Consider the following 19965-nt stretch of genomic DNA (forward strand, 5'->3'; position numbering starts at 1 on the left):
CGTGTCAACTTCTTGATGGCAATAAAGCAAAAAAAAGAACCGCTTAAGAATTTAAGCGGATCGTTTCGACATGTAGCTCCGTATTCTCAAGCCAGTCCGACGCAATCTGATAGAACAGCTCCTTGGATCCTGTTGTGAAAAACCTATGCGACAGAGGCTGGGCCTTGTCGGATTGCATATGCTGATAGTCCAGGATCGCGCTTACCTCGCGGGCTGTTTCTTCACCTGAGCTGATAATCTGCACCTGCTCGCCAAGCGTATTAGCGATAACAGGCTCAAGCACTGGGTAGTGGGTACATCCTAATATCACCGTATCGATTGATTTGCTTTTCAACGGCTTCAGCGTTTCTGCTACGATTTTTTTGGCCATAGCTCCCCGGTATTCTCCGCTTTCCACGAGCGGAACAAATTTAGGGCACGCAAGCGGCGTGACCTTCACTTCCTGATGGATCGCCTTCAAGGCCGCTTCATAGGCGCCGCTTTGAATCGTGACGATCGTACCAAGCACAGCGATATCATAGTTTTTCGTTTGCTTTATAGCTGCTCTGGCTCCCGGTCTAATGACGCCGACAACCGGAATATCCACCTGCGAGCGAATGTCTTCGAGCACAACCGCTGTCGCCGTATTGCAGGCGATTACCAGCATTTTAATCTTTTTCTCGAGCAGGAATCGGGTCATTTCCCATGTGAAAGCCCTCACTTCCTTCGCCGGCCTTGGCCCGTACGGACATCTGGCCGTATCTCCTACATAATAGATGGTTTCCTTAGGGAGCTGGCGCATCATTTCCTTGGCAACGGTCAATCCGCCAACCCCTGAATCTATGACACCAATTGGTCTATTCAACACTCTCGCCTCATTCTGCTTTCATTTCTCGATGCATTTTCTCTAGGTTATTTTTTAATGACAATACTTCATCTTCAGTGAAATCTTTTACTATTTGCTGAACATATAACCGGCGCTTATCAATTACTTCATTGATGATTCTTTCTCCCTCGCCCAATAAGTGAATGCGGACGATTCGGCGGTCATGAGCATCCTTGACGCGCTCGACCAGCTGGGCTTTTTCCATGCGGTCGATTAAATCGGTCGTTGTGCTGCATGCTAAAAACATTCTAGCAGAAAGCTCGCCAATCATCATATCCCCTTCTTCAAACAGCCACTGCAAGGCGATAAATTGAGGCAAAGTTATATTATAATCGTTTAAAATTTCACGGCCCTTTTGCTTGATGATCTCATTTATGTAGCGCAAATCCCTTTCAATATCAGCGACAAATTCAGACAATTTGTCCGAGTCTCTTTCCATTCGGCGGCACTCCTTCATCATCTATTGCTTTACTAAAGGATTCTCTTTATTTTCTCTTGTTTTCTGCAAAAATGCAAGAGTCTCTCCGGCTGATGCGCACAAGCAAAAAAAGATGGCGCAATCAATCGCCACCTTTTTTTATTAGAGCTTAAGTTCACCCATTCGCAATAATTCAATAATTGCCTGTGAACGGCCTTTCACACCCAGCTTCTGAATAGAGTTAGAAATGTGGTTGCGAACAGTTTTCTCGCTGATAAATAACTCCTCGGCTATTTCTTTTGTCGTTTTATCACGGACTAATAATTCAAACACTTCTTTTTCTCTTTTCGTTAATAGCGGTTTACGATCAAAGCGGTGCTCATTCACTTGACATTAACCCTCCTCGCCTCCGCCAGCATCTCATCATAGAATCTTTTTCGGCCGTTACGATATTCTATGTAAGGATGCGGCAAATTGACAATTAAGAAGGGCAGATTCTTCCTAGGTGTTTTACTCTATTTTACCAACGGCTGCTTCAGCTTTTGCTTCGTGTCCTCGGATAGCGGCAAAGCTTTTCCCGTTTTCCGGGAAATTTGCACAAGTGTTCCCCGTCCAACAAAACAGGCCTCCCCTTGTTGATTTACTCCTTTGTAATGAAGATCACAGGACGATTGGCCTAAGCGATGGACTTTCACGAAAATATTTAATTGTTCTCCGAAAAAGACTTGTTTGAGAAAGTCGCATTGCAAATCCGCTACAACATACATTCCTTCATTTTCACCGTTCAGCCAACCTTTCATCAAGCCCAGCTCATTTAAAAACTCGATCCGCGCCTGCTCAAAATAAACGAACGGCACCGTATTGTTTAAATGCCCAAACATATCTGTTTCCGAAAAGCGGACTTTTACGGGACAGAAAAAATGGAAATTCTCTGACCATTTCTGCCAATCATCGATATAAGCAAATTTTCTCACACCGCTCCCCCTTTAACTTAAAAAAAAGAGCTGACTCCTCTTAAAGAGTCTGCCGCTCGCACATCCACAAGCTAACTAGAACGCTGTTTATGAATCGGCTTCTAGTGATCGTGATGCAAGGACGCCTCATTAGTCGGAGTCAGCTCGATATGAATCAGTCTACCTGATGATCACTTCCGAAGAAATTACGGAAGGACTGAATAGTTGTGTCACGGTTTAACGCGGCAATCGAAGTAGTTAAAGGAATTCCTTTAGGACAAGATTGCACGCAGTTCTGGGAGTTCCCGCAATTCGCAAGCCCGCCGTCTCCCATAATCGTTTTCAAGCGCTCATCCTTGTTCATCGCTCCCGTCGGATGGGCGTTAAATAGACGAACTTGAGATAGCGGCTGCGGGCCGATAAAGTTTGACTTGCTGTTCACGTTGGGACACGCTTCTAAGCAAACGCCGCAAGTCATACATTTCGATAATTCATACGCCCATTGGCGTTTACGTTCCGGCATGCGCGGACCCGCTCCAAGATCGTAAGTTCCGTCGATCGGAATCCAGGCTTTGACCTTTTTCAAGGAATCAAACATGCGGCTGCGGTCTACTTGCAGGTCGCGCACGACTGGAAATGTGCTCATTGGCGCCAAGCGAATCGGATGCTCTAGCTTATCAACTAGAGCCGTACAAGATTGTCGAGGCTTGCCGTTGATGACCATAGAACATGCGCCGCATACTTCTTCAAGGCAGTTCATGTCCCAAGCAACCGGCGTCGTCTTTTCGCCTTTGACGTTGACTGGATTTCTGCGGATTTCCATTAAAGCGGAAATGACGTTGAGATTCGGACGGTAAGGAATCTCGAATTCTTCCGTATACGGGGCAGAATCCGGCTTGTCCTGACGAGTAATAATAAAGCGAATAGTCTTTTTCTCACTCATCCTTATTTTTCCTCCTTCTTCTTAGTATAGTCACGCTTACGAGGAGGGATTAGGGAAATATCCACGTCTTCGTAATGGAATCCAGGGGCTTCATTAGCGCCTTTAAACGTCGCCATAGTTGTTTTCAAGAATTCTTCATCATTTCGATCAGGGAATTCCGGTTTGTAATGAGCTCCGCGGCTTTCGTTACGGTTATACGCACCAATTGTAATCACACGCGCTAGATGAAGCATATTCATCAGCTGGCGGGTAAATGCCGCCCCCTGGTTGCTCCACTTAGCCGTATCGTTAATGTTAATGTTTTTATAACGTTCCATTAATTCAACGATTTTGTTATCTGTTTCTTTCAGCTTATCATTATGCCGAACGACGGTTACGTTTTTTGTCATCCATTCCCCAAGCTCTTTATGGAGAACGTAGGCATTTTCTGTACCGTCAAGTGACATGATGCTGTTCCATTTCTCTTCTTCCTGCTTCACATAGCGGTCAAAAACAGAAGAGGAGATGGCATCGGAAGATTTCTCAAGACCATTAATATATTTGACAGCATTCGGACCGGCTACCATTCCGCCGTAGATGGCAGATAGAAGCGAGTTGGCGCCTAAGCGGTTCGCACCATGCTGTGAATAATCACATTCCCCGGCAGCAAACACGCCTTGGATGTTGGTGTGTTGCTCATAATCAACCCATAGTCCTCCCATGGAATAATGGACCGCCGGGAAGATTTTCATCGGTACTTTATGCGGGTCTTCTCCCATAAATTTCTCATAGATTTCAATGATGCCGCCCAGCTTAATATCCAGTTCATGCGGATCTTTATGGGATAGATCCAAGTACACCATATTTTCACCGTTGATTCCGAGCTTCAGATTCACGCAAACATCAAAGATTTCGCGCGTTGCGATATCCCGTGGCACAAGGTTTCCGTAAGCCGGATATTTTTCCTCAAGGAAATACCATGGCTTGCCGTCTTTATAAGTCCAAACACGGCCGCCTTCCCCGCGCGCTGATTCACTCATCAAGCGCAGCTTGTCGTCCCCAGGAATAGCTGTCGGATGAATTTGGATAAATTCTCCATTTGCATAATGAGCGCCCTGCTGGTACACAATAGAGGCAGCAGACCCTGTATTGATGACAGAGTTGGTCGACTTGCCAAAGATAATTCCCGGTCCGCCTGTTGCCATAATCACAGCGTCGCCAGGGAAAGATTGAATATGCATGTCTTTCAGGTTTTGAGCGACGATTCCTCGGCAAATGCGCTCATCATCCAGTACAAGACCGAGGAACTCCCAGCCTTCATATTTGTTGACAAGCCCGGCCACTTCATGGCGACGCACTTGTTCATCCAATGCATATAGCAGCTGCTGGCCGGTTGTCGCGCCGGCAAACGCCGTCCGGTGATGCTGCGTTCCGCCGAAGCGGCGGAAATCAAGCAATCCTTCCGGTGTACGGTTGAACATAACACCCATGCGGTCCATTAAATGAATAATGCCAGGAGCCGCTTCGGTCATCGCCTTTACCGGCGGCTGGTTAGCCAGAAAGTCTCCGCCGTAAATGGTGTCATCAAAGTGAACCCAAGGTGAATCTCCTTCACCTTTTGTGTTAACGGCACCGTTAATGCCGCCCTGCGCGCAAACGGAGTGAGAACGCTTTACAGGAACCAATGAAAACAAGTCAACCTGCGTTCCTTCTTCCGCTGCTTTAATTGTAGCCATTAAACCGGCTAATCCGCCGCCGACTACGATAATTTTTCCTTTACTCATTGAGACTCACTCCCTTTTCTCCCAATTCCGAACTAAATATCCTCAATTCGTTCAACATGCTGCATTATACGAACGCAAAAATTGCGCGAAGACCAACGATAGAAAGGGCAACAAATACACCCATCGTGATATACGTCATGATTTGCTGCGAGCGCGGAGAAACCGTGATTCCCCAGCTTACACAGAATGACCATAAACCATTAGCAAAATGGAAGATAGTAGAAAGAACACCGACTATGTAGAAGCCAAGCATGACGGGACTCGCTAAGATGCTCTCCATCATTTGATAATTGACATCCGCACCCATGAACGCTTGAATTCTAGTCTCCCAAACATGCCATGCGATAAACACTAAAGTGACCACTCCGGAAAAGCGCTGCAAGAAAAACATCCAGTTACGGAACAATCCAAATTTGCCTAAGTTGTTTTTTGCTGTAAAAGCAATGTACAAGCCATAAATGGCATGAAATAATAACGGCAGAAAGATGATGAATATTTCCAGAAAATAACGGAACGGCAGATTTTCCATGAAGTGAGCGGCATTGTTAAACGCTTCTTCGCCCTTTGTTGCAAAGTGGTTTACGACTAAGTGTTGCACCAAAAACAATCCTACAGGAATGACACCAAGCAATGAGTGCAACCTGCGATAAAAAAATTCTCGGTTGTCAGCCATGTTTTACCCCCCTTAAACTTGAAGCTTGCGACAAATTTTGAAATTATTCGACTTCGCTTCATTTTATAACAATTATGTGACATCCCCATTTTACTCCCATCGTTCGAGAGCGTCAAGAATGCGCATACATCTTTTTATATTCTGAAAAAACGCTAAACACTGAATAGCCCTTCATTTTTCCTTTTCTTTCCCATGCTTTGTTATATTAGAATAACAAAAAGGAAAATTAGCCATCTTTCTTCTTTTTTCTGGCTACCCAGTTGTATATAATGGATAACAGAAAGTGGGGATTTAAATTGACGAAATCAATCGATACACAAGAAAACGAGCAGCTGACCGTTCCGATCTTCGGCTATGAATTGCTTCGAGATGTGTTATTGAAAGACATTCTCGGCAAGGAGACGGAAGATATCCTTTACTGGAGCGGAAAATCCATCGCCCGAAAGTTTCCATGCACAACCCTTGAGGAGCTATCCTTGTTTTTTCAGGAAGCTGGCTGGGGAGATCTGCAGCTTGCGAAGGAATCAAAGAAAGAAAAAATCTTTGAGCTTAGCGGCCCTTTTATCAAAAGGCGATTCTCTGTGCAAGCAGACCCTTTCTTTTCATTAGAAAGCGGATTTTTAGCCGAGCAAATAAGCGCTCAAGAACAAGCGGCAGCCGAATCGGTCAGCGATATCCAAAAGCGCGCTCAAAAGGTGCAGATTACGGTAAAATGGGAACAGTCCTGACATCTATATACATATATGAAAAAAGCGGGGAACCCCCGCTTTTTTCATCTTCACATCCTATGGCCCTTCTCTGAAGCTCACAGCAGCCGCCTTATTATCGCTGCAGTTTCCGAAGGATGGCATCCGCTGTCCGTTCCGGCATCCCCGCTGCTACCAGCTCTTCTTTTGTTGCTTCCTTCAGCTTCTTCACAGAGCCAAATGTTTTCAGCAGTTTATTTTTCCGCTTAGGTCCGATGCCTTCTATATCATCAAGTATGGACTGAAAGGCATTCTTGCCCCGAACCTGGCGGTGAAAGGTGATCGCAAAGCGATGGACCTCATCCTGAATGCGCTGCAGCAAATAAAATTCCTGGCTATTATGCTCCAATGGCACGATCTCAAGCGGGTCGCCATATAACAGCTGAGACGTGCGGTGTTTGTCATCCTTGGCAAGCCCTGCGACTGGAATATCTAAACTTAACTCATTAATCAGAACATCCTTCGCCGCGTCAATTTGTCCCTTGCCTCCATCGATAATGATTAGGTCAGGCAGCGGCAGCCCTTCTTGCAGGACGCGCGAATAGCGGCGGCGAATCACTTCACGCATCGAGTCATAATCATTGGGTCCTTCAACCGTTTTAATTTTAAATTTGCGGTATTCTTTTTTCATCGGCTTGCCGTCGATAAAAACGATCATGGCGGATACGGGATCTGCCCCTTGAATATTGGAGTTATCGAATGCCTCTATTCTGAGAGGAGGATAAATGCTCATGGCACGGCCGAGCTGTTCAACGGCTTTAATCGTCCGTTCCTCGTCGCGCTCTATCAGCGCAAACTTCTCCCGCAGGGCGGCAGCGGCATTGTTTTCCGCCAGCTTAACCAAATCTTTCTTCTTTCCCCGCTGCGGCTTTAGCATTTTCACTTCGATCAGCTGCTCCGCCAGTGCTGCATCCACCTTGTTCGGAAGCAGGATTTCTTTCGGTTTGAAATGATTGGGCTGATCATAAAAACGGCCAAGATACGTTAGAAATTCTTCTTCCGGCTCATCATAAAATGGAAATAAAGAGACGTCACGCTCAATCAGCTTTCCTTGCCGGACGAAAAATCCTTGCACGCACATCCAGCCTTTGTCCACGGCATATCCAAACACATCACGATCTGTAAAATCCATAATATTGATTTTCTGCTTCTCCATCAGCGCCTCAATATGGGCAATTTGATCGCGATATTCCTTGGCCCGTTCAAACTCGAGTTTTTCTGCGGCTTCCTGCATTCTCTTCGTCAGCTGCTCTTTCACTTGCAGGTGACCCCCATTCAAAAAGCGGGAAATATCGTCCTTAAGCTCCCGGTATTCCGCTTCTGATACTTCCTTTACGCAAGGCGCTAAGCACTGCCCCATATGGTAATAAAGGCATACCCGATCCGGCAAATGGCGGCATTTGCGGAGAGGATACAAACGATCCAGCAGCTTTTTCGTTTCATTGGCGGCGTGAGCGTTCGGGTACGGGCCGAAATATTTCCCTTTATCTTTCTTCACCTTCCGGGTAATAAGCAGGCGGGGATGGCGTTCAGCCGTCAATTTAATAAACGGATAGCTCTTATCATCCTTAAGCATCACATTATATTTCGGATCATGCTTCTTGATTAAATTCAGTTCTAAAATGAGCGCTTCTAAATTGGATGATGTGATAATGTATTCAAAATCAGCGATTTCGCTGACCAGCCGCTGCGTTTTGCCGTCATGTGACCCGGTAAAATAAGAGCGCACTCGATTTTTCAGCACTTTCGCTTTTCCAACATAAATAATAGTGCCTTGACGATCCTTCATTAAATAGCAGCCGGGCTGCTCCGGAAGCAGCGCCAGCTTGTTTTTGATCCGATCATTCATTGTCTTCACCTCCCGTTGAATGGACGGCTGCTTTCATAACGTCAAGCATGAGCCGGCACATCCAATCCGGCACGGCTCAGTTAAACTTTCAAGCGGATATCCCCCAGTTTCTCTCAAGGGGAACTATCCAAGGGACATCCTTTACCAGCGCTTCTCCTTTATCAGAGCGCTAGCAAAAAACCGCCCTCTACAGAAGGCGGTTCCTTTCCAAACGATTAAGCATGTTTGTTAATTAATTCAGCTAAAGCTTCTTTCGGCTGGAAGCCGATCACTTTATCTACCGGCTCGCCGTCTTTAAATAAAATAAGTGTCGGAATGCTCATCACGCCATACTTTCCAGCTGTTTCTTGGTTTTCATCTACATCGATTTTCACGATTTTCGCTTTATCGCCAATTTCAGCATCCAGCTCTTCCAGTACAGGAGCGATCATTTTACAAGGTCCGCACCAAGGAGCCCAAAAGTCCGCAAGAACAAGTCCGCTGCTAGTCTCACTTGAAAAATTCTGATCTGTTGCTTTTACAATTGCCATCCATATAACCTCCTAATGTAACGATATACTATGGACAGTATATCATCGTTTAGTCAGTGGCGCTATTTTTTTGTTTCAAAACTACTATACCCGCTCCTTATGATAATATTCCTCTCTCTGTCCGGGTGCTCCTTCCGCAGAAAATTCTGAGCTTCTCTCTGCTGAACGGATAAGCTGCCAGCCTTCTGCGGCTGGCAGCTTATCCGTTCACTACGACATCGCTACTTTTAATTTTCTAAATTCTTCCGTCAGCATCGGCACCACTTCAAAAAGATCGCCGACAATGCCATAATCCGCTACGCTAAAAATGCTCGCTTCCGGATCTTTGTTAATGGCGACAATCACCTTGGAGTTCGACATCCCGGCTAAATGCTGAATGGCCCCCGATATTCCGCAGGCAATGTAAAGATCGGGTGTGACTACTTTGCCGGTTTGGCCGATTTGCAGGGAATAATCGCAATAATCAGCGTCACAAGCTCCACGGGAAGCTCCCACAGCTCCGCCTAGAACATCGGCCAGTTCTTGCAGCGGCTCAAAGCCTTCCTCGCTTTTCACGCCGCGCCCGCCGGCAACAATGACTTTCGCTTCAGATAAATCCACCCCTTCCGTTGTTTTGCGAACCACTTCCCGAATAAATGTCCGGATATCTTTAATATTCGCCAGCACCGATGTGATGTCTCCGGAACGGGATTCATTCTTCTCAAGCGGGGAGATATTATTCGGGCGGACACTTGCCAAAACGATGCCTTCGCTGACCGCTATCTTTTCAAATGCTTTTCCCGAGTAAATCGGCCGGGTAAAAACAATTTGTCCCCCTTCTTCCTCTATTGCTGTTATATCTGAAACCAACCCGGCATCCAGCTTAGCTGCTATTCTCGGCGACAGATCCTTCCCTAACGCCGTATGCCCAAAAACGATCCCTTCCGGTTGTTCTTGATCCACTGCGGCAAGCAGAGCTTGCGAGAAACCGTCCGATGTATACAGAGCCAACAACTCATTCTCCACTGTCACCACGCGGTCAGCTCCATATTTAATCATTTGCTCTCCTAAAGATTGCACCGATTCGCCAAGCAGCACCCCGACCACTTCGCCGCCTTGGGCGATTGTTACGGCTGCAGCAATCGCTTCAAACGATACGTTTCTTAATGCTCCATCGCGAACTTCCCCAAGTACCAATACTTTCTTTCCCATGTTCGTCCCTCCTGTCAGTTATATGACCTTTTCTTCTTTATGCAATGCGTTGACCAGCTCTTTTACTTGGCCGCTTAAGTCTCCCTCAAGAACACGCCCTGCTTCCTTTTTGGGCGGGAGAAAAACATCAAGCGTTTTCGTTTTCGGTTCAACGTCCTCTTCTTCAAGATCCAGATCGTCCAGCTCCAGTTCTTCAAGCGGCTTTTTCTTGGCTTTCATAATACCCGGCAAAGACGGATAGCGCGGTTCATTGAGTCCTTGCTGTGCCGTTACGAGCAGCGGAAGCGAAGTTTCGATCTTTTCTGAATCCCCCTCCACATCGCGGACAATTTGCACCGTATCACCGTCGATTTCGATGCTTGTGATCGTTGTGACACTAGGAATGTTCAGCTGCTCCGCCACGCGCGGCCCCACTTGTCCGCTGCCGCCATCCACAGCGACATTTCCGGCAATAATTAAATCCGCTCCTTTATCCTTTAAATACTCAGCTAAAATTTTAGCTATTGTATATTGATCGCTTTCCTCTACATCCTCTTCTGTATTGATGAGCACCGCTTTATCAGCTCCCATGGCCAGTGCTGTGCGCAGCTGCTTTTCGCTTTCTTCTGTGCCGACGGTGACGACTGTTACTTCGCCTCCCTGATCATCGCGAATTTGGATCGCTTCTTCCACCGCGTATTCATCATAGGGATTAATAATGAATTCCGCTCCGTCCTCTTGAATCGCACCATTTTCGATGGAAATCTTCTCTTCTGTATCGAATGTTCTCTTTAACAGTACATAGATGTTCATCTTTTCCCCTCCCACATCCTCAACTTTCTATCGTTTTAAAAGATTCTGAAAAAATATTTCAAAAAAATTATTTGCCTGCAAATTCAGGCCGGCGCTTTTCGAGAAAAGCTTGGATTCCTTCCTTCGCATCTTCCGAAGAAAATACGGTTCCAAAAGACTCCGCTTCTTTCCGAACGCCCTCGTAGTACTCGGCATGCTTTGAATAATTCAGCAGCTCAAGAGCCGCTTTTGTGCTTACAGGACTTTTTTCCGCTATTTTTGCAGCCAGCTCCCGCGCTTTTGGCAGCAGTTCTTCCTCGGGATAAGCGCGATTGGCGAGTCCCCACTGCACCGCCTCCGTTCCTGATACCGGTTCGCTCGTCAGCAGCATTTCCGCAGCCTTAGCCATGCCTACATATCGCGGCAGACGCTGTGAACCCGCAAATCCCGGCACGAGCCCTAAGGACAGTTCCGGCAGCCCCAGCTTGGCGTTTTCAGTCACCAATCGAATGTGGCAGCTCATCGCCAGCTCCAGTCCCCCGCCCAGCGCCGCGCCATGAATCGCAGCAATCACCGGCTTCGGGAAGCGTTCCACTCTTTCAAAGATCCGCTGTCCGTAGGCAGCCAGCTCAGCGAAACGCTCTTTCGTTTCAATGGAAGTAAACTCTTTAATATCCGCACCTGCCGAGAAGAACCTGCCTTCCCCGCTAATTATTGCCACTCGCACATCTGGATCCTTTTCAATGTCATTCAATGCTTCATCTATTTCCGCAATCAGCGCCTTTGAAAGAGCATTTGCGGGCGGATGCTGAATCGTCATTTCAGCTATGCGGCCCTTTCTTTCCCAGGATATGTAGCTCATTTACGTTCCATCCCCTTCCAGTTCGTTGCTTAGTGGACAGAAAATCCGTTTAGCAGCATATCGCTTACACCCGGAGCCAGAGCGACCAAATCATATTTTTGATCATTCATCACCCAAGTGGTAACGGTTTCATCCATCGTACCAAAAACCATCTGTCTCGCCAGTAATACGTTTAATGAAGCTCTGAATTCCCCTTTGTTAATACCTTCCTTTAAGATCTCATCCAAAAGTTGCAAATAGTCTTTAAGCACCTCGTTGATCTTTAAACGAAGCTCCTTATTCGACTGTCTAAGCTCCAACTGAGTGACCACAGCGAGATGCGGATCTTCTGACAGCATTTTGAAATGGCTTTCCACTAATACTAATAATTTCTCCGCGGCTGTCGATTTTCCTGCAATCGCTTCTTGAATTTTTTCTATAAAATGCCCCATCTTTTCACGAAAGAGGGAAATAAGAAGGTCCTCTTTATTTTTAAAATATAAATAAATCGTTCCATCTGCCACTCCCGCCTGCTTGGCAATCTTCGCCACTTGAGCTTGATGATAACCATTCTCGGCAATTGTCACAACGGCCGCATCAATGATCTGGTGGTATTTAGGTTTATTTCTCTTCACAGGCTGACTCCCTCCTGACTCAATAAATGAATGATTATTCATTCATTATACATCATATCCTCTATCTGCAAAAGGGTCAAGAGGGCGCCTGATAATCTTTTTTTCTTCTTTTATTTCTGTTCTTCGTCTATTAATGCCCTTCTTAATATTTTGCCGACGGCTGTTTTAGGAAGTTCTTCCCTGAATTCATAAATCCGCGGCACTTTATAAGAAGCTAACCGTTCTCTCGCATAGCGGTTCAGCTCTTCTTCTGATGCATGGCTTCCGGCCTTCAGTACAATATACGCTTTGACCGTTTCTCCGCGGTAGGGATCGGGGACTCCGAGGACGATTGCTTCTTGAATGGCTTCATGCTCATAAAGCACTTCCTCCACCTCACGCGGATAAATATTGTAGCCGCCCGCTACGATCATGTCCTTCTTGCGGTCCACCACAAAAAAATAACCTCTCTCATCCATGTAACCGAGATCTCCTGTAAGCAGCCAGCCGTCTTTAAAAACGTTTTCTGTTTCCTGCGGCCGATTCCAATACCCTTTCATCACTTGCGGTCCTTTAATGGCAATTTCTCCAATTTGATTTGGCGGCAGGGGATCACCGGTTGTCAAAGACAGGATCGCCGCGTCAGTATCAGGCCAAGGAACACCTACGCTGCCGCTCACTCTTTCACCACCCCAAAGAAAGTTGGCATGCGATACCGGAGACGTTTCCGAAAGACCATACCCTTCCACCAGCTTTCCGCCAGTGATTTGTTCAAACCTTTGCTGCACTTCTAACGGAAGCGGAGCCGAACCGCTCAAGCAAGCATGTATGGACGATAAATCATACTTTTTCAAACGGGGATCGTTCAGTAAAGCGATGTAAATGGTTGGCGCACCCGGGAATAATGTCGGCCGCTGTTTCGCGATTGTTTTGAGCGTGGTCTTCACATCAAATTTCGGCAGCAGCACCATTTTAAAGCCTTGCATAACCGATAAGATCATAACCGTCGTCATGCCGTATACATGGAAGAACGGCAGCACCCCCAGAACGACTTCCTCTCCTTCTTGACATCGATACATCCAATTGGCGCACATGGATGCGTTAGCGACAAGATTCTTATGGGTGAGCATCACTCCCTTTGGAAATCCGGTCGTGCCTCCCGTATATTGCAGCAGTGCAAGATCCGTCTCAAATTCAAACGGAATCTTCATTTCTTTTGCAGCTTCATTCGCCATAATCTGCTTAAAATGATGATTGGATCCGCACTCTTTTACTTCGACCAGCCATCCGCTCTGCTTCTTCTGAATAAATGGGTACAGGATATTTTTCGGAAAGGGCAAATAATCTTTGACAGCGGTTACAATCAGATGTTCTAGCGAAGTGTTTTTCCATATTTTTCGCACGCGGGGATATAAGAGATCAAGGGTAATCATTACTTTAGCACCGGAATCCGTCATTTGATATTCAATTTCTCTTTCCATATACAGAGGATTGGTTGGGACAACGACGCCGCCGGCATACAGCACACCGAAATAACTGATCACCGCCTGCGGTCCGTTTGGAAGCATGATGGCGACACGGTCTCCTTTGCGAATGCCGATTTTTTTTAAATAGGTTCCAAGCTTTAAAGCGGATTCATAGATCTCTTTAAAAGTCAGCTCTTTGCCTAAAAAGTGAATAGCTGTTTTCTTTGGATACCTTTCGGCCGCGTTGGACAAATAGGACTGCACGGTCCGCTTTTCATACGTTAAGGTGGTCGCGATTTCTTTTGGGTATTGCTTGAGCCATGGCTTGCCACTCATTGCCGTACCTCCTTAAGATTGCGAAAATTTAAAATACTTATTTAAGTATACTCTATTCAGCCTCTTTTTGCCAAATGCCAATTCTAAGAATCAGAAAAAGCGGCCGGTTCTTCAGCCGGCCGCCTTTGCGATTAAGCGCTTCTCTGCATATCCCGATTTTTGTTCTTGCGTTCGCGTTTCACCGCTTTGTAAATGGATGGCACCACAATCAGCGTCAGCAATGTAGATGTCGTCAATCCGCCAATCACCGTGATCGCCAGCCCCTTTGATATTAAAGCGGCTGAAACGGATTCTGTATCGCTCGAAAGCGCCAGAGGAATCAAAGCGCAGATCGTCGCTACCGCTGTCATTACGATCGGACGCAAACGCACCTTGCCCGCTTCGACTAATGCCTCCGTAATATCCATTCCTTCTTTGCGGTTCGTTTCCACCCGGTCTAGCAGCACGACCGCATTGGTAACCACGACGCCGATCAGCATAAGCAAACCGATCATGGAACTTAGTGACAGCGGCTGTCCGGTTGCCAGCAATAAACTGAAAGAACCAATCGGCACGAAAAGAATGGATGTCAAAATGACTACTGGTGTCCAGATTCCCTGGAAGGTCGCACATAGAACGATAAATACTAACCCTATCGCCATGAGCATTGCTGAAATGATATTGGTGAATTCTTTATTAATTTCCTCATTGGCTCCGCCTGTTTTTAAAGTAACGCCTTCAGGGAAGGAAAGTTCCTTCATCTCTTTTTCTATTTTCTGAGACATCTCTAAGACGTTTTGGCCTTTGACGGTTGCTGTTACTTTAGCTAATGCCTTTCCGCCTTCATGCTTAATTTCTTGCGGGGTTTTGACTTCCTTAACCTCCGCCACTTCTTTCAGCGGCTTTTCCCCGTTTCCTGTAGGGACTTTTAAATTCAGCAGCTGCTCTTTAGTGGAAATTTTTTGGTTGTAAGCGAGCGTTAGCTGGTACAGTTCATCTTGAATCTCATAATCCAAGAGCTGAACCGGCAGCAGCCGCTCTTGAACAGCACTTAAAATCTGCTGGCTGTTCACATTGGCTTGACGGCCCTCTTCATTAATCTCTACTTCCCATTTTGTAAGAGCGCTTGTCATTTCATTGCGAATATTCTTTAAATCATCGTTTTTCTTCAGTTCCTCTTCCACCATGCCGGATGCTTTTTTAAGCGCAGCAAAATTATCGCCGTATAATTCAACATTGATTTCATTGCCGCCAGGGGCACCGCCAACCGGAGAGAAATCTTCCACGGTAATTTCCGCTTTCGGCACTTCCTTCTCCAAATCCCCTTTAAATTCCTTGAGCAGGGAATCCGCTTGATAGCCTTTTTTCAATTTCACAATGAACAGCGCCTGATTATCTTTCTTTTGCATGTTCATCTGGTCGAGTGATTGCCCGACTTCGGCGCTGCTGTAGTCCACTTCTTTTCGTTCTTGTAAATAGCTTTCTATCTTCTCTGATGCTGCATTCGTTTCATCAAGAGTCGCTTGAACAGGCAGGGTCATTCCCACTTTCATCGATGTGCCGCTCTCAGACGGCATGAGGGAAAAGCCCATCATCGGAACAAGCGCAAAGGAACCGACGAGTAACATAATGGAGGCAATAATGACCAGCCATTTTCTTTTCAAGGCGCCGCGCAAACATTTTTCATAAAATTGCAGCAGCTTGCTCTCCCGTTCTTTTTTCGCCTTTTTCTTTAAGAAGACGCTGCCTAGCATAGGAATCAGCATAATGGCGACAAGATAGGAAGCGATAATTGAGAAGACTACCGCCAAAGAAAACGGCCGGAACTGTTCGCCTGTATAGCCCGAGACGAATACGATCGGCAAGAAGACAATGCACGTGACAATGGTCGAAGAACCGACCGCTTTCATGACTTCCTTCGTTGCTTTTTCTGCAATTTCCTTCTTTGGCAATTGATCGCCTTTTTCCTTCAGCCAGCGGTCGATGTTTTCAATTACAACGATGCCGTCATCCACGATTCGGCCGATGGCGACAGCCAGTCCTCCAAGCGTCATGACGTTCAAACTATAGCCCATCTTCTCAAAAATAAAGATCGTCACAAATATAGAAACTGGCAATGAAATAATGGAGATGATCGTAGCCCGGAAGCTGCGCAAAAATAACGCGATGACGATCACAGTAAACAAGGCGCCAAATAGCCCTTCCTTCACCAGCTTGGAAATCGACGTTTCGATTTCATTTCCGAAGTCCATGATCGGATAGACTTCAAACTTCTCTTTCTCTTTATATTTATCTATGACTTTATGGATCGCTTTTGTGATTTCGACCGTGTTGCCGCTCTTCTCTTTCGTTACGTCGATGACAAAGGCCGGCTTACCGTTATAGCGGGAAGTTTCTTGTTCCTCTTCCTTCATTTCAATCTTCGCAATATCGCCGAGAGCCACTGGCTTTGCTGCCGTTCCTGGAGGCAGTTGCGCTGAAACTTTCAGCTGCTTCAGCTGCTCTATGGAGCGGACTTGGGGAGTCAAATCTACCGGAATGGTAGCCCCGTCGTTTTCAATCGTTCCGACGGATAAACTTTTGTTTGTCGACTCTAAAGATTGCTTGACCGCTTCTAATGTAAGACCATGTTCTTTGGCTTTCTTTTCATCTACTTCAATCATCCATTGCTTTTTCAATTCCCCATTGATGTTGATATTCGCAATACCGGCTATTTTCTTCATTTCCGGGATGATGGTTTCATTCAGGCTTTCCTGCAATTCCTCTTGGCGATCGGAAGCGATAGCAAATTGCAGGATCGTATTCATCATACTGTCGGTTGTCAAAATATTGTGATCCGTATATTCCGGGAGCGCCAGCCCGCTGATTAACGTCTCCAGTTTAGCAGAGGATTTATCCAAATCTGTCCCATAAGGATATTCCACTATAAATGTAATCATTTGGCTGGATGTCGTGCTTGTGATGCTTTTCGTATCTTCGGATGCTTCCAGCCGCTCCTCAAACGGCTTTGTAATATTCTCCTCATTTTCCTCCGCAGACGTGCCACCCGGAGTCGTCATCTGAACAAATAAAGCAGGATATGAAACATCCGGCATTATCTCTTTTGAAATGGTGCGGGAAGATAATATCCCTCCACCTAAGATCAGCAAGCATAATAAAAAAACAGCAACTCCGTTTTTTATACTCCACTTCGTTAAAAACATTAGGTCAAATCCTCCTCCATAGGTTAAGTTCTCTATTACTTTAGCAGGTTAATATGAACTCAATATGAACAAATGGAGGGATTTTTTCAATTTTTATCCACGAAAGATGGCAAGTGGACAATAAAGCTGCTGCCTTTTCCTATCTTGCTGTAAATTTCGATTTCTCCTTTGTGCAGGTCGACGATCTTTTTGACAATTGATAGACCAATGCCGTTGCTTGTCTTTTCTGTTCTGGAGCTGTCTGCCCGGTAAAAGCGTTCAAAGATCCTTCGCTGGTCCGCTTTAGCGATGCCTAAGCCGGTATCCTCCACACCAACCAAAATGGTCTCTCCTTTTTGTTTCAGCCACACTTTGATCTTTCCGCCTTGCTGATTGTATTTAATGCTGTTTTGCAATAGATTGCACCAGACTTGATAAAGAAGATCACGGTCTGCTTGAATGACTGTCTGGGGCAGCGTCAAATCAAGCTCCAGCTCTTTCTCCGACCACTGAGGTTCCATCGTTACAATCAGTTCCCGTATTTGCTCATCCAGAGAGTAAGAGGTCGGGTGAAAAGGATGCTTCTCTGATTCCAATGAGGAGAGGCTGAGCAAATTATGGCAAAGCCGGGATAAGCGCTCGCTTTCCTGTTCGATGATTTCACTGTACTCCAGCCGCTCTGCCTTTGATATCTCAGGTGATTTCAGCGCTTTGGAAAACCCTCGGATGGATGTTAGCGGCGACTGAATTTCATGGGAAACATCCGAAATAAAATGCCTGCGCATTTCTTCCAGCTTGCTTAAATCCTCCGCCATCGCATCGATACTCCTCGAAAGCATGCCAATTTCATCTTTGCGTGTAGAATGCAATTGAATATTAAATTGCCCTTTTGCCAGCTGCTTTGTAACGGCTGTCATCTCAGTCAGCGGCTGCACAATATACCGTGAAACGATGAGAATTAACCCCACGCCGATCACTAGTGAAGCACTGATTCCAAGATACAATGACTTATACAACTCCTGTTCCAGCCGCTGATCATCAAAGTAAATAAAAACCGCATAGTTCCCATCATCCATTGTAAAGGGTAACCCAATGACCATATAGCCAAAAGCATTGTTATTCCCTTTATAAGTCTGCCCCTGCTTCACCTTATTAACGGCCTCTTTGGAAATGTCAATGATTTTGTTTTTGGAATGGCCGTACACATGAATTTGCCCGCTGGGATCGTACAGCTGAAAACGCATATAAAGCGCTTCATATAAACGGTCATAAGTCGCCTTGAACCTCTCCTTATCCGTCGCCTTTCGGTAAAATTCAACAAAACCTTTTCCATGATTCAGTATCTGCTCTTCCTCATCAGCGCCATAGCTCTTATCAAGCAGGGAGTACACCGTCATGACTCCCGCGCCCAGACTGAGGATGAATATCAGCATATATATGAGGATTATTCGCGTGTAAAGTGTCTTCATCCGTTCACTTCTAAGCGGTAGCCGAGTCCGCGAACAGTCACGATTTCCACCTGTTCATCAAACGGACGTATGCGCTGGCGGATACGTTTAATATGAACATCTACCGTCCGCTCATCTCCCTCATAATCCATGCCCCAAATCTGTTCGATTAGCTGAGCGCGGGTAAAGATTTTTCCAGGATAGCTGGCTAGCCTATGCAATAAAGCAAATTCTTTTTGCGGCAATATAATGGATTGGCCGCCGCAGGAAATTGACAGCGCCAGCTTATCCAGCAGCACTTCACCAAGATGAAGCTGATGAGACCAAGCAATCCGGTACCTTCTTAAGAGAGCTTTCACCCTCATCACCAGCTCCATCGGGTCAAAGGGCTTGACGATATAATCATCCGCCCCGCATTGAAATCCGATTAATTTGTCCGCTCTTTCTCCTTTGGCTGTTACCATTAAGATCGGAACCTCGGAAAAAATCCGCACTTGTTTGCACACTTCCACGCCGTCCATTTTCGGCATCATTAAATCAAGCACCAATAATTCAGGCTGGCATTCATACATCTTATTTAGCGCTTCTTCTCCATCATATGCTTGAATGACATCGAATCCCTCTGGCTTTAAGTAAATGCTTAACAGCCTTTGGATGTGCGGATCATCCTCTGCTACAAGAATACGCACCATGTCCATCCCTCCAACTGCTTTTCTCTCTCTTTTATCATAGCGCATAAATATGAACCAAATATGAACATTTTCTCAATTTTTTAAAGTATAGGCGCTTTCTTACAAAAGTCAAGTCAGAAAAAGGCTGCTCTCCTTGTTTCGAGAACAGCCTGATCCAGCATGGTTCTATAAAGCCGACGAATTGCCTAGGCAAAAAACATCATATAGATCATTCCGATGGCAAGAAAAACGCCGCACAGCACAAACAGTACTTTAGCTAATGTTTTCATAATCAGATGAACTCCTTGTTATAGTAAAGCCGAGCCAATGACATAGGACAAGCCGATGGAAATAACCATGGAGATAAAACCGACCGCGCGATTATCATTTTGAATCTCATCGTCAATTTTAAAATGAGGGGTTAGAAACTCAAAGATAAAGTAGCCGATGAGCAAGAGAGTAAAGCCGTATACCCCCCATCCCACCATCGTCATCACCTTGTCATTATGCAGGATCGAATGGCGAAAGATATTCGCAATACCAAATATTTTCCCTCCGGTCGCCATGGCGACCGCCATGTTGCCGTTTTTAATTTCTTCCCAATTTCGGTACTTTGTCACCAGTTCAAAGATAGCTAAAAAAAGAATGACACAAACAATCACTACACTGTAGTAACCGGCTAGCTGAACGAAATTATTTTCCCAGAATCGGTTCATCCCATTTGCT

19 protein-coding genes are annotated in these 19965 nt (G+C 45.8%); 1 reads left to right on the forward strand and 18 read right to left on the reverse strand.

The window, feature by feature from the left end; genetic code table 11:
- Positions 1-43: 43 nt before the first annotated feature.
- From racE to CEF20_RS10560, 7 genes are all read right to left on the reverse strand, one after another.
- Positions 44-844, reverse strand: a complete 801-nt coding sequence (racE, locus tag CEF20_RS10530) for a glutamate racemase (protein ID WP_100331766.1) — start codon at positions 842-844, stop codon at positions 44-46.
- 10 nt (positions 845-854) lie between these two features.
- On the reverse strand, positions 855-1304 hold the full coding sequence (locus tag CEF20_RS10535) for a MarR family winged helix-turn-helix transcriptional regulator (protein ID WP_100331767.1): 450 nt from the start codon (positions 1302-1304) through the stop codon (positions 855-857).
- Positions 1305-1445: 141 nt separating this feature from the next.
- Positions 1446-1670 carry a helix-turn-helix domain-containing protein gene (locus tag CEF20_RS10540; protein ID WP_100331768.1) on the reverse strand — a complete coding sequence of 75 codons (225 nt, stop codon included), beginning with the start codon at positions 1668-1670 and terminating at the stop codon, positions 1446-1448.
- Positions 1671-1798: 128 nt separating this feature from the next.
- Entirely contained in the window at positions 1799-2257 is a 459-nt protein-coding gene (locus tag CEF20_RS10545; protein ID WP_100331769.1) for an acyl-CoA thioesterase, read from the reverse strand.
- A 154-nt stretch (positions 2258-2411) separates the two neighbouring features.
- The gene (sdhB, locus tag CEF20_RS10550) at positions 2412-3179 is read right to left on the reverse strand and encodes a succinate dehydrogenase iron-sulfur subunit (protein WP_100331770.1); all 768 of its coding nucleotides are present in this window, start codon (positions 3177-3179) and stop codon (positions 2412-2414) included.
- 2 nt (positions 3180-3181) lie between these two features.
- Positions 3182-4942 (reverse strand): succinate dehydrogenase flavoprotein subunit, encoded by a 1761-nt coding sequence (gene sdhA / locus CEF20_RS10555; RefSeq protein WP_100331771.1) that lies wholly within the window; start codon positions 4940-4942, stop codon positions 3182-3184.
- A gap of 64 nt (positions 4943-5006) precedes the next feature.
- Positions 5007-5615: a succinate dehydrogenase cytochrome b558 subunit gene (locus tag CEF20_RS10560; protein WP_100331772.1), complete on the reverse strand. Its 609-nt coding sequence runs from the start codon at positions 5613-5615 to the stop codon at positions 5007-5009.
- A 269-nt stretch (positions 5616-5884) separates the two neighbouring features.
- Here CEF20_RS10560 and CEF20_RS10565 point away from each other — a divergent pair, with 269 nt between their 5' ends.
- Positions 5885-6343, forward strand: coding sequence for a YslB family protein (locus CEF20_RS10565; protein ID WP_100331773.1), 459 nt, complete (start codon positions 5885-5887; stop codon positions 6341-6343).
- Between the two features lie 94 nt (positions 6344-6437).
- Here CEF20_RS10565 and uvrC read toward each other — a convergent pair whose 3' ends face one another.
- From uvrC to CEF20_RS10620, 11 genes are all read right to left on the reverse strand, one after another.
- Positions 6438-8210 (reverse strand): excinuclease ABC subunit UvrC, encoded by a 1773-nt coding sequence (gene uvrC / locus CEF20_RS10570; RefSeq protein WP_100331774.1) that lies wholly within the window; start codon positions 8208-8210, stop codon positions 6438-6440.
- Positions 8211-8425: 215 nt separating this feature from the next.
- Positions 8426-8740 (reverse strand): thioredoxin, encoded by a 315-nt coding sequence (gene trxA, locus CEF20_RS10575; RefSeq protein ID WP_100331775.1) that lies wholly within the window; start codon positions 8738-8740, stop codon positions 8426-8428.
- Positions 8741-8950: 210 nt separating this feature from the next.
- A complete protein-coding gene (locus CEF20_RS10580; RefSeq protein ID WP_100331776.1) occupies positions 8951-9931 on the reverse strand; it encodes an electron transfer flavoprotein subunit alpha/FixB family protein in 981 nt (326 codons plus the stop codon).
- 18 nt (positions 9932-9949) lie between these two features.
- On the reverse strand, positions 9950-10723 hold the full coding sequence (locus tag CEF20_RS10585; RefSeq protein ID WP_100331777.1) for an electron transfer flavoprotein subunit beta/FixA family protein: 774 nt from the start codon (positions 10721-10723) through the stop codon (positions 9950-9952).
- Between the two features lie 67 nt (positions 10724-10790).
- The gene (locus CEF20_RS10590; protein WP_100331778.1) at positions 10791-11564 is read right to left on the reverse strand and encodes an enoyl-CoA hydratase; all 774 of its coding nucleotides are present in this window, start codon (positions 11562-11564) and stop codon (positions 10791-10793) included.
- Between the two features lie 29 nt (positions 11565-11593).
- Positions 11594-12178, reverse strand: a complete 585-nt coding sequence (locus CEF20_RS10595; protein WP_100331779.1) for a TetR/AcrR family transcriptional regulator — start codon at positions 12176-12178, stop codon at positions 11594-11596.
- Between the two features lie 110 nt (positions 12179-12288).
- The gene (locus CEF20_RS10600; RefSeq protein WP_100331780.1) at positions 12289-13959 is read right to left on the reverse strand and encodes a long-chain-fatty-acid--CoA ligase; all 1671 of its coding nucleotides are present in this window, start codon (positions 13957-13959) and stop codon (positions 12289-12291) included.
- Positions 13960-14090: 131 nt separating this feature from the next.
- A complete protein-coding gene (locus CEF20_RS10605) occupies positions 14091-17141 on the reverse strand; it encodes an efflux RND transporter permease subunit (protein WP_100331781.1) in 3051 nt (1016 codons plus the stop codon).
- 86 nt (positions 17142-17227) lie between these two features.
- Positions 17228-18553 (reverse strand): sensor histidine kinase, encoded by a 1326-nt coding sequence (locus CEF20_RS10610; RefSeq protein WP_232713435.1) that lies wholly within the window; start codon positions 18551-18553, stop codon positions 17228-17230.
- Positions 18554-18585: 32 nt separating this feature from the next.
- Positions 18586-19260, reverse strand: a complete 675-nt coding sequence (locus CEF20_RS10615; protein ID WP_100331783.1) for a response regulator transcription factor — start codon at positions 19258-19260, stop codon at positions 18586-18588.
- A 287-nt stretch (positions 19261-19547) separates the two neighbouring features.
- Complete coding sequence (locus tag CEF20_RS10620; RefSeq protein ID WP_100331784.1) at positions 19548-19955, reverse strand: DUF350 domain-containing protein; 408 nt, start codon at positions 19953-19955, stop codon at positions 19548-19550.
- Between the last annotated feature and the right edge of the window lie 10 nt (positions 19956-19965).

The organism is Bacillus xiapuensis, from assembly GCF_002797355.1.
Classification (GTDB): Bacteria; Bacillota; Bacilli; order Bacillales; family Domibacillaceae; genus Bacillus_CE; species Bacillus_CE xiapuensis.

Excerpts from the sequence above, each read along its gene's own strand:
- CEF20_RS10535 (WP_100331767.1), bottom strand. The coding sequence starts at position 1,304 with ATGGAAAGAGACTCGGACAAATTGTCTGAATTTGTCGCTGATATTGAA.
- sdhB (WP_100331770.1), bottom strand. The coding sequence starts at position 3,179 with ATGAGTGAGAAAAAGACTATTCGCTTTATTATTACTCGTCAGGACAAG.
- sdhA (WP_100331771.1), bottom strand. The coding sequence starts at position 4,942 with ATGAGTAAAGGAAAAATTATCGTAGTCGGCGGCGGATTAGCCGGTTTA.
- CEF20_RS10560 (WP_100331772.1), bottom strand. The coding sequence starts at position 5,615 with ATGGCTGACAACCGAGAATTTTTTTATCGCAGGTTGCACTCATTGCTT.
- CEF20_RS10565 (WP_100331773.1), top strand. The coding sequence starts at position 5,885 with ATGGATAACAGAAAGTGGGGATTTAAATTGACGAAATCAATCGATACA.
- uvrC (WP_100331774.1), bottom strand. The coding sequence starts at position 8,210 with ATGAATGATCGGATCAAAAACAAGCTGGCGCTGCTTCCGGAGCAGCCC.
- trxA (WP_100331775.1), bottom strand. The coding sequence starts at position 8,740 with ATGGCAATTGTAAAAGCAACAGATCAGAATTTTTCAAGTGAGACTAGC.
- CEF20_RS10580 (WP_100331776.1), bottom strand. The coding sequence starts at position 9,931 with ATGGGAAAGAAAGTATTGGTACTTGGGGAAGTTCGCGATGGAGCATTA.
- CEF20_RS10585 (WP_100331777.1), bottom strand. The coding sequence starts at position 10,723 with ATGAACATCTATGTACTGTTAAAGAGAACATTCGATACAGAAGAGAAG.
- CEF20_RS10590 (WP_100331778.1), bottom strand. The coding sequence starts at position 11,564 with ATGAGCTACATATCCTGGGAAAGAAAGGGCCGCATAGCTGAAATGACG.
- CEF20_RS10600 (WP_100331780.1), bottom strand. The coding sequence starts at position 13,959 with ATGAGTGGCAAGCCATGGCTCAAGCAATACCCAAAAGAAATCGCGACC.
- CEF20_RS10605 (WP_100331781.1), bottom strand. The coding sequence starts at position 17,141 with ATGTTTTTAACGAAGTGGAGTATAAAAAACGGAGTTGCTGTTTTTTTA.
- CEF20_RS10610 (WP_232713435.1), bottom strand. The coding sequence starts at position 18,553 with ATGCTGATATTCATCCTCAGTCTGGGCGCGGGAGTCATGACGGTGTAC.
- CEF20_RS10615 (WP_100331783.1), bottom strand. The coding sequence starts at position 19,260 with ATGGTGCGTATTCTTGTAGCAGAGGATGATCCGCACATCCAAAGGCTG.
- CEF20_RS10620 (WP_100331784.1), bottom strand. The coding sequence starts at position 19,955 with ATGAACCGATTCTGGGAAAATAATTTCGTTCAGCTAGCCGGTTACTAC.